At 34.8% G+C, this 12,207-nt stretch carries 6 protein-coding genes; 5 read left to right on the top strand and 1 reads right to left on the bottom strand.

Annotated features, from left to right (window positions below):
• The first annotated feature begins 40 nt into the window (after positions 1-40).
• The 3 genes from MY490_RS17340 to MY490_RS17330 all read left to right on the top strand — a co-directional run bounded on the left by MY490_RS17340 (position 41) and on the right by MY490_RS17330 (position 3,800).
• A complete protein-coding gene (locus tag MY490_RS17340) occupies positions 41-1,255 on the top strand; it encodes an argininosuccinate synthase (protein WP_248266791.1) in 1,215 nt (404 codons plus the stop codon).
• Between the two features lie 28 nt (positions 1,256-1,283).
• On the top strand, positions 1,284-2,675 hold the full coding sequence (argH, locus tag MY490_RS17335; RefSeq protein WP_248266790.1) for an argininosuccinate lyase: 1,392 nt from the start codon (positions 1,284-1,286) through the stop codon (positions 2,673-2,675).
• A gap of 117 nt (positions 2,676-2,792) precedes the next feature.
• Positions 2,793-3,800 (top strand): PTS sugar transporter subunit IIC, encoded by a 1,008-nt coding sequence (locus MY490_RS17330; RefSeq protein ID WP_248266789.1) that lies wholly within the window; start codon positions 2,793-2,795, stop codon positions 3,798-3,800.
• 330 nt (positions 3,801-4,130) lie between these two features.
• Here the strand turns inward: MY490_RS17330 and MY490_RS17325 are convergent, their stop codons facing one another.
• Complete coding sequence (locus MY490_RS17325) at positions 4,131-4,754, bottom strand: LysE family translocator (protein WP_248266788.1); 624 nt, start codon at positions 4,752-4,754, stop codon at positions 4,131-4,133.
• Between the two features lie 223 nt (positions 4,755-4,977).
• Between MY490_RS17325 and MY490_RS17320 the strand changes: the two genes are divergently transcribed.
• Entirely contained in the window at positions 4,978-5,736 is a 759-nt protein-coding gene (locus tag MY490_RS17320) for a metallophosphoesterase (protein WP_248266787.1), read from the top strand.
• A 519-nt stretch (positions 5,737-6,255) separates the two neighbouring features.
• Entirely contained in the window at positions 6,256-11,475 is a 5,220-nt protein-coding gene (locus MY490_RS17315; protein WP_248266786.1) for a S8 family serine peptidase, read from the top strand.
• The last annotated feature ends 732 nt before the right edge of the window (positions 11,476-12,207 follow it).

Raw genomic sequence — 12,207 nt, 5'->3', positions numbered from 1 at the left:
TCTAAAAATTTATTCTAAAAATCTAATCGGGGGTAATAACATGGGAAATGAAAAAATTGTTTTAGCATATTCAGGTGGCTTAGATACATCAGTTTGTATTAAATGGTTACAAGAGAAATATAACTACGATGTGATTGCACTTTGTCTTGATCTAGGTGAAGGAAAAGATGTTGAAGCTGTTCGTCAAAAGGCGTTAAATTTAGGAGCAATTAAGTCATATATGATCAATGTAAAGGACTTATTTGCAAATGAATATATTGTCCCCGCTCTAAAAGCAAATGCATTATATGAAGGTAAGTATCCACTATCATCTGCTCTATCAAGACCTTTAATCGCAAAACTATTAGTAGATGTAGCAAAGCAAGAAGGTGCAGTTGCAGTAGCACATGGTTGTACAGGAAAAGGAAATGATCAAGTTCGTTTCGAAGTTTCAGTAATGGCCTTGAATCCGAATCTAAAAGTAGTGGCGCCTGTTCGTGAATGGGGCATGACTCGTGATGAGGAAATACAGTACGCACATGAAAACGGTGTTCCAATTCCGGTCGATCTAGATAATCCATTTTCAATTGATGCAAATATATGGGGAAGAGCTTGTGAAGCAGGTGTATTAGAGAATCCATGGAATGAAGCACCAGAGGAAGCTTTTGATTGGACGAATGCAATTGAAAATACTCCAGATCTTCCTGAGTATATTGAAATTGAATTTTCAAAAGGTGTACCTGTTAGCCTGAACGGTCAGCCTATTGACTTAGTTCAACTAATTGAACAATTAAATGGTATTGGTGGAAAACATGGTGTTGGAAGAATAGACCATATTGAAAATAGATTAGTAGGCATAAAATCACGTGAAGTATATGAAAATCCAGCAGCGCTAATCTTAATCAATGCTCATAAAGAATTAGAGTTCCTTACATTGCCTCGTGAGGTGACAAATTTTAAAGTAAGTATTGAACAACAATTTTCTAAAATGCTTTACGATGGATTGTGGTATTCACCTTTAATGGGTGCTTTAGATGCTTTTGTCAATACAACACAAGAAACAGTAAGTGGTATTGTTCGTGTGAAATTATTTAAAGGCACTCATACAGTAGTAGGTAGAAAATCGGAAACTAGTCTATATAATGAAGAGCTTGCAACCTATTCAAAGGGTGATTTATTTGATCATAATGCAGCGGTAGGCTTTATTAAACTATGGGGATTACCAACAAAGGTATATAGCGAAGTTACACAGAAAAATACAGTTTTAACTAAATAAAATATAGGGTTGGATGAAGGAGGCAGTTATGTCAAAACTTTGGGGCGGACGTTTTACGAAGGAGACTAACCAATTAGTAGAAGAATTTACGGCATCAATTGAATTTGATCAAATAATGGCTAAAGAAGATATAGCTGGTAGTATCGCGCATGCAACCATGCTTGGAGAATGTGGCATAATTGAAATCAATGAAGCTGAACTAATAATAGAAGGTTTAAATAATATATTAAAAAAAGTTGAGAAAAATGAGGTTCAATTTAGTATTGAAAATGAAGATATTCATATGAATATCGAAAGCCTGTTAATTGAAGAAATTGGTCCTGTAGGAGGAAAACTACATACAGGTCGTAGTCGAAATGATCAAGTAGCAACGGATATGCACCTTTTTTTAAAAAATAATACGTCCTCCATTATTGATTTAATTGAAGAAGTTCAAAATAAAATCGTTATGCAAGCAAAAAAGCATGTAAATACAATTATGCCTGGGTATACGCACTTACAAAGAGCACAGCCTGTTTCATTTGCACATCATTTACTTGCGTATTTTTGGATGCTTGAGCGTGACAAGAGCCGTTTCAAAGATAGTATAAAACGAGTAGATATTTCACCATTAGGTGCAGGTGCATTAGCTGGAACTACATTTCCAATTAACCGTCATCGAACTGCTGAATTACTTGGTTTTAGTGACATTTATCATAATAGTTTAGATGCAGTAAGCGATCGTGATTTCATCGTAGAGTTCCTTTCTGATTCGTCATTACTTATGACACATATATCTAGACTATCAGAGGAATTTGTCATTTGGTCTAGCCAAGAATTTCAGTTTATCGAATTAGACGATGCTTTTTGTACCGGCTCTAGTATTATGCCGCAGAAAAAAAATCCAGATGTTCCAGAATTACTTCGAGGTAAAACAGGGAGAGTTTATGGCAGTTTAATCGGGTTATTAACTGTTTTAAAAGGACTACCTTTAGCATATAACAAAGACATGCAAGAAGATAAAGAAGGTATGTTCGATACTGTTTATACTGTAGTGGGAGCACTTCAATTACTTTCGGGGATTATCGATACAATGAAAGTAAACGAAAATCGTATGTATGAAGCTGTTAAAAATGATTATTCAAACGCTACTGACCTTGCAGATTACTTAGTTCGAAAAAATATCCCATTCCGCCAAGCTCATGAAATCGTTGGAAAAACGGTTCTATATGCAATAGAGAATCATAAGTTTCTTGGGGAATTAAGTCTTGAGGAATTTAAGTTGATTAATGAAGTGTTTGAAGAAGATATTTATCATACATTAAATCCAAAAACGGTTATGGAAGCAAGAATTAGTGAAGGTGGAACTTCTACAAATGAAGTTTGGAAACAACTAATGAAAGCGGAAGAGTGTTTAAGCATTACAACTAATATAGTATAATTTCCCTATTGAAAGCGTCCAATTTCTTTGGACGCTTTTTTGTGCTTCTATTTATTAATAATTTTCTATTCATTATGCAAATAATAGAAGTAGTTACTAAAAAAAGGTAGGTATGATATGAGTACGCAAGAAAAAAGTAGGGTATTTAGAGCATCAGAAGGTATAGCACATGCTGTTTTTGTCATGATTGGTATCGGGTCTTTACTTGAAAGTATAGGGAAAATTTTTCATTTCGAATCTTTAATGACGATTGGATTATCAACTAAGTTATTAATGGCACCAGCTATTGGTGCAGGTATAGCTGTTTTATTAGGTTCAAGTACGTTAATCATTTTTTCAGCAATGGCCGCTGCAATAATCGGTTCCGGGGCATTATTAATGGTAGATACGGCAATGACCATTAAAATGGGGGAACCAGTAGGAGCGTTATTATCAGCTTTAGTTGCAATTCTGATTGGAAAAGCAGTTCAAGGTAAAACGAAACTAGATTTAATGGTTGTGCCTTTATTTGCCATCTTAATTTCAGGTTTAGTTGGATTATATTTATCAAAATGGATTTCTCCAATCTTAATAGCGGTTGGGAATTTTATTAAAGGTTCAACAGAAGGTTCTCCAATTATAGCTTCAATTGTATTAGCAGTCGTTTGGGGGATTTTAATTGTTTCGCCTGCTTCCTCTGCTGCATTAGCAATTGCTTTGAATTTAGATGGAATAGCCGGAGGAGCTGCATTAGCGGGATGTGCAGCACAATTTGTAGGTTTAGCTGTGATCTCTGCACGAGAGAATGATCCGGGTAGTATTCTTGGATTATTAATCATCACGCCAAAATTACAGCTACCAAATGTAACTAGGAATATTAAAATACTTATACCGACCATAGTTGCAAGTGCAGTGGCAGGACCGATATCAGCATTCTTATTTCATATTGAAGCACCAAAAGAAATCGCAGGTTTAGGGTTATGCGCATTAGTTGCCCCAATGAATTTATTAGCTACTTATGGAAGTGCAGTTATTATACCAATGATTGTTACATACGTATTAGTACCAGGGATCGTTTCGTATATCGTCTACATATTCTTAAAACAAGCGGGTATAATTAAAGCTGGTGAATTGAAAATATTATAAAAAGATAGAGCTGAAGAAACACGAGTTTGATGAGGTGCAAATAAAAATCCGAAATCTGCAATTAAATTTAACAAAGTGCAAATAAATCAGCCAAGGTGCAATTAAAATAGCTAATAGCTAAATCTAATTAAAAAATCCAAAACTGCAAAAAATGGTTTACTTAACTTGTATAAATAGGGTGAAACCTACTAAATTCAAAAGATAACGATACAATAGATAGTGATACAATTAAAAAATAACGAAATCCAAAATTTACTTCCCCAAAAAAGAAAATGAGTACTACTCACAGTACTCATTTTTCTGTTCACGACTACTTATATAATCATAATTTTATCGATCCATAAAGAATAGTTTTAATCCAATTCCTGTAAAAATAATGCCTTGTGCTAGATTGATAATTTTAGATGATTTCTCATTTTGTAACAATTTTTCACCTAAGCTACCTGCAAAAAAAGCTATAATTGAAAATACAATGAGAGTTAATACCATAAAAGTTAAACCTAAAACAATCATCTGTAGAGGAACTGCCATACCGCTTTTGTCTATAAATTGAGGCAAAAACGCTAGGAAGAATAAAGAAACTTTTGGATTTAGTACATTCATTAAAAATCCGCGACGATATAAATTTGGTAAAGTTTGTTTTTTTGGTTTCGTGAATGAGCCTACTTCATTGCTTGAACGAAAGGCTTGATACGCTAAGTACAGTAAATAAAAAGCACCTAAGTATTTTAAAATGGAAAAAGCAACATCTGATTTATACAAGATGGCGGATAGTCCAATTGAAGCAGCAAGTGTATAGATTGTAACGCCTGAACAAAGGCCACATGCGGTTGCAATTCCTTCTTTTTTACCAAATGAAATGCTTTGTGCCATAACAAAAATATTATCAGGCCCAGGTGCAATTATTAATAATAAGGACACACCAATAAACGACAAGTAAATCGTTGAATCCAATGAAATACCTCCTATCAATTTTTGGTTTATTTTTATAATACTTTAACATGAAATAGAGAAGAAAAGCCGGAAAAGATAGGTGGAAAACGATTTTAAAGGCGGCTAATGTGAGCGAGGTAGTCCAGCGAGAATTATCAAGGACATTAAATAATAGAAGCAAAACTCCTTTTTAGAAAAGATAGGCGAGTAGGTATTTCTTTTAATGTTGGAAATGGAGGGCTATATGATTTATTTTTTCATTTTTATATTACTAGGTTTTCTGTTGTTAGTTTATATGTTTATAGAGGCTCATTTAAATATAGTAAGAAAACATGAATTTTCTTTTTCAAATGCTCCTCTTGAAAAGCCAATTAGAATAATGTTTATTTCAGATATTCATAGACGAAAAATAAATTCTTCTATTATAAATAGGATGTCTAATCAAGTTGATCTTGTCATAATTGGCGGGGATTTACTAGAAAAAGGCGTGCCTCTTAAAAGGGTCGAGCAAAATATTCAAAAACTATGTAGTCTTGGAAAAGTCTACTTTGTTTGGGGAAATAATGATATCGAAATTGAAAAGAAGGATTTACTGACTATTTTTAATAGGTGGAATGTAACTGTTTTGAAAAATTCTTCAGTTACGATAAATCATTTGCAAAGAGAATGGACATTAATTGGGGTAGATGATTTGAAAACAGGAGAGGTTGATCTTGAACTTGCCTTTCAAGATGTTAAACCAAATACATTTAAGCTTTTAGTTAGTCATAATCCAAGAATTTTGAAGTTACTAGAGATGGAACATGGAGTATCACTTGTTTTAAGTGGTCATACTCATGGAGGCCAAATAAGGATTTTCGGATATGGTCCTTATGAAAAAGGTAAAACTCATGTGTATGAGGGGATAACTCAACTAATAAGTAATGGATATGGTACTACGACAATACCACTTAGATTAAATGCGAGACCTGAAACTCATTATATTGTTATTAAAAATAGATAAGGACATTTGCTAGAACATGAGATACTAACGTATTTCATGTTTTTTATTTTGATAAGTAATTAGTAATCCCTGTTACACAGAAGGATAGTATTCCTCATTCTTTCTAACCACTTAAATCTTAACTTCAAATAATTTGTACTTAATTTTCGACAGTTCTTTATTCATAGATTATTAAATTAAGATTAAAAATGATGTAAATATTTGGAATAACAAAAAAACGTTAAAAAAAATAATAATAATTTGCCAAATTCCCCCAAGTTTCAGCAAGTGACCTTGTTCTCAGTTATGAGAGTATTCTTCTATGCTATTTCATTTTATCAATGGATATACCTCTCAAAAATTAATAGTTTCAGAGTTTAAAATCATTAAAGTCGACAGCGAAAGTACCAAATTCCCCCAATACAAGAGTTTTGTCGACTTTAGTAAAATAATTTTAGTATTTATTTTTAGAATATTTATAAGATTCAAGTATTTAGAGAGGAACAAGCTTTTCAACTGACAATTAAAGGGGGAGAACAAATGGGAAAGTACAAAATTAGAAAAGTACTTGCAAGTGCAACAATCGGTGGTGTCTTACTTTCTACAATTGTTCCTTATAATGTTTTGGCGGCAAACAATATCCAAAACACAATTCAAGGAACGGCTACAAGTACAAGTACAAGTAGTTTATCAAATGCAAATCATTTAACACCAGAGCAGGCAACAGCTCTTAACCATTTTAGTACAAGTAGTGAAACCAAAATTGATCCAAATATTGCTGTGAACAACTCTGCACCGGTTCGTGTGATTGTCGAATTTAAACAAGCTCCGGCAGAGATCGCTGTACTTCAAGAAAAAGTGGCAGGAAATGATATTTCATTAAAAGAAGCGAAACAAGATGTTAATGATAGCCATAAACTGTTTAAAGAGTTTGTTGAAAAAATGTTGCCAGAGAAAGCAAGCGTAAATACGATCAGTACATTTGGTTACACGCCAAGTACTGAAGCTTCATCTAATTCGTCGAATCAATCTGGAGTTCAGATTACGAATGAATATAAACGAGTGTTTAACGGTGTAGCGATGACACTTCCTGGAACGCTAGTGGAGAAATTATTAGAGTCTGGATTAGTCAACCAAATCTATAAGGATGAAGTGGTAAAGGTTGACCAAAACGGACAAGAAGATACACAGCAAAGTGCACTGAACCAACAAAATTACCCGGACACAATAGAAGAGAACTCGATTCCTCTTCCAGGAATTGAAGATTTGCATAATGAAGGCATTAATGGAAAAGGCATTAAAGTCGGTGTTATTGATACAGGTATTGATTATAATCATCCAGATTTAACGGATGCATATAAAGGATATCGTAAAGTAAATAATGTCGATCCAGCGAGTATTGATCCGAAAACCGTTAAAGGTTGGGACTTTGTTGATAATGATGCGGATCCAATGGAGACGACTCCTGACGATTGGAAAAAAGCTGGGTCTCCAGTTGTGGATGGTCACGAATATGTGACGTATCACGGTACACACGTGTCGGGAACGATTGCAGGGCAAGGAAAAAACAATGTTCGTTTTCCGGCTAAAGGTGTTGCTCCTAATGTTGAATTATATTCCTATCGTGTGTTAGGTCCATACGGAAGTGGATCTGAGAGTGCGATAGTTGCGGGAATTGAAAAGTCTGTAACGGATGGTATGAACGTTGTCAACTTATCTTTAGGTGCGCCAATTAATGATCCACTAGCACCAGAATCGATCGCCATTAATAATGCGACAATTGCTGGCGTAACTTGTGTCATTTCAGCAGGAAACGCAGGGCCAGGCGAAGGAACACTTGGTGCTCCAGGAACAGCCGCATTAGCTATTACAGTAGGAGCGAGCGACTTTCCAATGAATATCCCTACAGCATCAGCTACTGTTGGGTCTGAAAAGTTCAACAATATGAAGTTGTTAGGTAGAGGCTTCAATGATGATTTAAACTCACTAGTAAACAAATCATACCCAGTTGTCTATGTTGGTTTAGGTGGGGTCGATGATTTTAAAGATGCAAATGGTCAGCCAATTAATTTGACAGGAAAAGTTGCTTTAATTCAGCGTGGAACATATGCATTAGCGGATAAAGTTAAAAATGCAAAAAATGCTGGCGCAGTAGCTGTCCTTCTTTATAACAATATAGATGGGGAAATTGATTCATATTTAGCACAAGAAACAGATTTTATCCCGTCATTCCGCCTGACAAAAGCTGATGGAGAGCGTTTAAAGACTGCTGCAAGTTCAGCTTCCATTACGTTTACAAGCTTCGGTTCGATGTTAACAGAAGGAAATCATCTAGCAGGATTTAGCTCAAGAGGACCTGTTTCTGATAACTATGATATTAAACCTGATATTGTAGCACCTGGTGTATCTGTCTATTCTTCTTATCCAGAATACATTCATAGTCCAGAACCTGGAATCGATTATTCAACAGCATACGCTCGTATTTCTGGTACATCAATGGCATCACCACATGTAGCTGGAATTGCAGCACTTATTTTACAAGCGCACCCGAACTACACACCTGCTGAAGTGAAAGAGGCGTTACAGAATACAGCAGATAAATTATCAGATGACTATTCTGTCTACGAAGTAGGGGCTGGATTAGTCGATGTGAAAGAAGCTGTTCACTCAGATGTAGCGATTGAAGTGAAAAATCAAACGCTAAATTATGATCCAGGAAGTGCGCAGAATATTCAGATTGACGATAAAACAGGCTCGCTACCTTATGGGACAATTTATAAAAAAACAAGCGATACAAATGAAGGCGTTAAAACGGTTACGATTAAGAACAAAGGATCCGAATCGAAATCATTTGATATTAGTTATGAATACTCGAAAGCAAAAACAGGTGTACTTGATGCAGCATCCAATAATGTAGAGATCAAGACATCTTTACAATCAGTAACTGTTGCTGGTGGAGCATCTTCGGATTTGACAGCAACAATTCGTATTCCAACAACTGCTACAACGGGCAGATATGAAGGGTATGTGAATATTGTAAACCATGATAATCCTAGCGAGACTTATCGTTTACCATTCGCTGTTCATGTCGTTGATCGAGGTATTGGAAATAGCACAATGGCTACTCAAGCGATTAGCCAAGTGAGTTGGATTCCTGCAAATCCGTTTCAGGGTACACCAGGTTTAGCCTATTTGAAATACAGATTAAATAGCCCAATGAAGTCGGTTCGTATATTTATCTATGACAAAGATGGTAAAATGCTTGGAGTGACTGATCGAAGAGAAGAAGTATCAAACGCCGGAACAAAACTACTTGATAGAGATATATTTGCAGGGTTTGATACGGGAGACTATTATCAGTATGTGGGCAATCCGAATGATGTGATTACATTGCCTAGTACAACGCCTCACGGTAAATTAACAGAAGGTCAATATTATGCACAAATACGTGCGGTTGATTTAGACGGAACAACTAAATACCTTTCACCATTACAACTATTTGTCATTGATAACACGTTACCAAAACTGACAATTAAAGATCATGCTCCAGGTAAGGTATACGAGTTAAAAGATTCAGATTTTACAACGGAGACAATGGGTGGGAATGCATTTAATGCATTTTGGATTCATGCAAATTTATACGATGAAGGAACAAGTAAATTAGCACCACTTGGCTTAACACAATCATCTAACACTCTTTGGTATTATTTTAACCAAAAGTTTTTCCCAGATGGAGATTTCCCTATTGATAACAATGGAGATACGAAATTTGGAATCGAAAAACAAGATATTGAAAAAGGTCCAGCAACAATGATCTTATTCCCAATGGATAAAGCGGGTAACGCTCATCTGTTGAATGAATTTTATCCTTATGCGTTTATTAAGGAAGGTTCACCATATGTCGTTCCAACTTACGATAAAAAGAGAGTATCATTAAATGATACATTGACGATGACATTAGATTTGAATAATGTTGAGAAACTAATGTCAGGAACTTACAATGCTAATTACTATAAAGACTATCTTCAGTTTGTAGATGTAAAGGTTAATAAAAAGTTCCAGGATTATGCAGACACTCATGGTCTGAAAGTCACAGTAGACGATCCAGTTATTAAACCAGATCCAGATTATACGAACTCTAAAAATATAGTAAAATTAGGTGCGCACATTACTGGTAATGAAGGTTTTAGTGGAGATATTCCGTTTCTTGATGTAACGTTCAAAGTAGTAAATGATGAATTCAACATTCTTTGGGATACATTGGATGGTGAAAAAAATACAACGACATTTAGTTATACAAAGCAAGGAGAAACGAATGAAACAATCATTCCTTCTTTTAATCAAATAAACAGTTATCAAATTATTCCTAAGCATTCGTATGTAACATCATACGTACGTCTTCCAGGAGTGGGCTCACCATTTGCAGATAATGGTATTTCGAAATTTGTAACAAGTGCATACGCACAAGGCTCTGATGGGAAAAAATACCCAGGAACAGTTGCAGATGATAACTTTATCGATATTCATGGAATTCCACTTTCAAAGGATCCATATGATATTGTTTTTGAAGCTCCAGGCTATTTAAAGAGCATTCAAAAAGTCCAGTTAGGAACAAAGACTTCTTGGGGCGAAGATATTGGAGAGCTTAAATTCGTTGCAGGTACTCAACCTACGGCTGTAGCTGGAGATGTAAACGGCGATGGCATGATTGATGTGTTAGATGCGAAGCAAGTATTTGATAAAATGGGCCAACAAGATAATGTAAATTATTTAATTGAAGATTTTAACAAAGACGGAATTGTTGATAAAAAAGACATGCAGTCAGTTGCATCAAATATTTATAAATCAAATCCAGATGTGACGACGAAACCAAAAGAAGTGATCAAAGTTGATGGCAAGGATATGTATGCAACAGATTTCTTCAATTTAGCAAAAGTATACAGCAATGTAAACACGTTTAAAGTTTCAACGAAAAATGCTAACTCAGCTACACTTAATTGGTTAGCTGTAGATCCTGCTGGTGTATGGGGCGGAGTGAAAATTCAGCAACAATCAAGTAAGGATGGTATCACGTGGCCAGATGACTTCACTTGGACAGATGCAAAACTGGAAACACCGATTACAGTTAGCTCAACTAGTGCGAAAGTGACAGGATTAAGTGATAGTACTTACTACCGTTTTAGATTGGTTGTAATGGGTGGTTTGAATGGTACACTTAACGGTGGAAAATCAAACGTTATTCAGATGACAACATTACTTTTAACACCAACAATTGATGTAATTGATGATAATGATACAACGATTACTGGTAAAGCAAATGCGAATGTCAATATTGTTGTGAAAAACAATAATACTGTAATAGGTTCTGGAAAAACGGATGCAAGTGGAAACTATAGTATCCAAATTAAACCACAAAAAGCAGACAGTGTATTAACAGTAAGTGCAAATAATGCAACTGGAAACGAAAGTGAAACAGCATCGATTGTTGTATTAGATCGTACAGCACCAGATGCACCAATCATTAATACAGTTACGAAAAAAGACCAAAAAATTACAGGTAGAACCGAAGCAAATGCGACGGTTGCTATAAAATTCAACAATGTAGTGACAGAAGTAAAAGCAGATCAAAATGGGAACTTCAGTTTAGAAATACCACATAAATCGTATGGCGATTACATTGGATTAGTTATCTCTGTAACGGCAAAAGATGCAGCTGGGAATGTGAGTGTTGCAACTGAAACAGTCGTTTTAAACAAATAATAATAAAAATGGAGAGCCTCTAATCATTTAGATGGGGCTCTCTTTTTAATTGATTTTGTCCAAATCGTAAAAAAAAGCCATCTAGAAAAACTAACTTGGTAGAGTTTTTTCGGAAAACGACTTATTCATAAATTAATAGATAAAGGTTATGAGGTTTCAATCGCGACTAAGAGACTAACAGAAGATAGTTTCCGAGATAAAGTTGTCTTCCGAAAGCAGATGGAGAACGATTAAAAGCTGCGGTTGCAACTTCTTCTATTAAGTATACAAGTTTAGGTACAGTAAACACTGAAGGCACACATCCTGCAAGTTTCAGTTCTAGCGGACTATGATGTTAAGCCTGATATATTATCTCCTGGTGTGTCTGTTTATTCTTTTTATCCTGTACGTTCAAATCCCACTTTCAAACTATAACTCTTCACTTTTCTACAGAATAATTTAGAAATTCTTTCATTTTTTCTCCATAGAAAAAATCATTACTCAAGTAGACAATTAAAAACACCATAGCATGTTTTCTTTTTTACTGTCTATCTAAGCGGAAAACATAACTTTTTTTATATCGATATAGTTTCTTAAATGTTTTCATTGATGATCAATGCGAAAATTTTAATTAAAAAATGTTAATGATTTTAAATAAGAAAATCAAGGAAAAATTTTATGTGGAATAAATTCAAAATTACCCAAGTTTAAAATGTCTGAAAATATAGTATTTTAAATATTTTCGGGTAAATA

The sequence above is a fragment of the Gottfriedia acidiceleris genome, assembly GCF_023115465.1.
In the GTDB taxonomy this organism is placed as follows: domain Bacteria; phylum Bacillota; class Bacilli; order Bacillales; family Bacillaceae_G; genus Gottfriedia; species Gottfriedia acidiceleris_B.
The sequence above is the reverse complement of the archived record's forward strand: the minus strand, read 5'-3'. Positions and strand labels throughout refer to the sequence as shown.

What these genes read in the sequence shown, in the direction of transcription:
- MY490_RS17340 (WP_248266791.1), top strand. Translation starts at nt 41, where the DNA reads ATGGGAAATGAAAAAATTGTTTTAGCATATTCAGGTGGCTTAGATACA.
- argH (WP_248266790.1), top strand. Translation starts at nt 1,284, where the DNA reads ATGTCAAAACTTTGGGGCGGACGTTTTACGAAGGAGACTAACCAATTA.
- MY490_RS17330 (WP_248266789.1), top strand. Translation starts at nt 2,793, where the DNA reads ATGAGTACGCAAGAAAAAAGTAGGGTATTTAGAGCATCAGAAGGTATA.
- MY490_RS17320 (WP_248266787.1), top strand. Translation starts at nt 4,978, where the DNA reads ATGATTTATTTTTTCATTTTTATATTACTAGGTTTTCTGTTGTTAGTT.
- MY490_RS17315 (WP_248266786.1), top strand. Translation starts at nt 6,256, where the DNA reads ATGGGAAAGTACAAAATTAGAAAAGTACTTGCAAGTGCAACAATCGGT.